Genomic DNA, 825 nt, shown 5'->3' on the forward strand with positions numbered 1-825 from the left:
GCGGCGCCACCGGCGTTGTGGCCGGCGATCAGCACGTGCACGTCGCCACCGCAGGCAATGGCGGCGGTCACGGTGTTGAGCGTTGCGCCCTTGATGGCGGCGTTGTCGTGTTCAGCAATAACGAGTACGGTCATTTTCTTGTTCTCCTTAGATGACTTTGGCTTCGTTCTTGAGTTTCTCGACCAGGGCAGCCACGTCGGCCACCTTGACGCCGGCACCGCGCTTGGCGGGTTCCGTGACCTTCAGGGTCTTCAGACGGGGGGACACATCCACTCCCAGGTCTTCGGGTTTGAGGGTATCGAGCTGCTTCTTCTTGGCCTTCATGATGTTGGGCAAGGTGACGTAGCGGGGCTCGTTCAAACGCAGGTCGGTGGTGATCACCGCGGGCAGGGTCAGGGACAGGGATTCCAGGCCGCCGTCGACTTCGCGGGTCACGCTGACCTTGTCGGCGGAGAGGTCCACCTTGCTGGCAAACGTTGCCTGGGGCAGGTCGGCCAGGGCAGCGAGCATCTGGCCGGTCTGGTTGGCGTCGTCGTCGATGGCCTGCTTGCCCAGGATGACGAGGCCCGGTTGTTCCTTGTCCACCAGGGCCTTCAGGATCTTGGCCACGGCCAGGGGTTGCAGTTCGGCGTCGGTTTCCACCAGGATGGCGCGGTCGGCGCCAATCGCCATGGCGGTGCGCAGGGTTTCCTGGCACTGGGCCACGCCGCAGGAGACGGCGATGACTTCGGTCACCAGGCCTTTTTCTTTCAGGCGCACGGCCTCTTCGACGGCGATTTCGTCAAAGGGGTTCATGCTCATCTTCACGTTGGCGATGTCCACACC

The 825-nt window shown here is 63.2% G+C and carries 1 protein-coding gene and 1 pseudogene; both read right to left on the minus strand.

Annotation, left to right across the window (positions count from 1 at the left end):
- A pseudogene (locus AC07PA_RS32645) lies at positions 1-134 on the minus strand (electron transfer flavoprotein subunit alpha/FixB family protein); the annotation flags it as partial.
- A 13-nt stretch (positions 135-147) separates the two neighbouring features.
- Positions 148-825 (minus strand): electron transfer flavoprotein subunit beta/FixA family protein (locus tag AC07PA_RS32650; protein ID WP_494610357.1); only part of this gene is annotated, 678 nt, incomplete at its 5' end.

Source organism: Acidovorax sp. GW821-FHT09B03, from assembly GCF_059418305.1.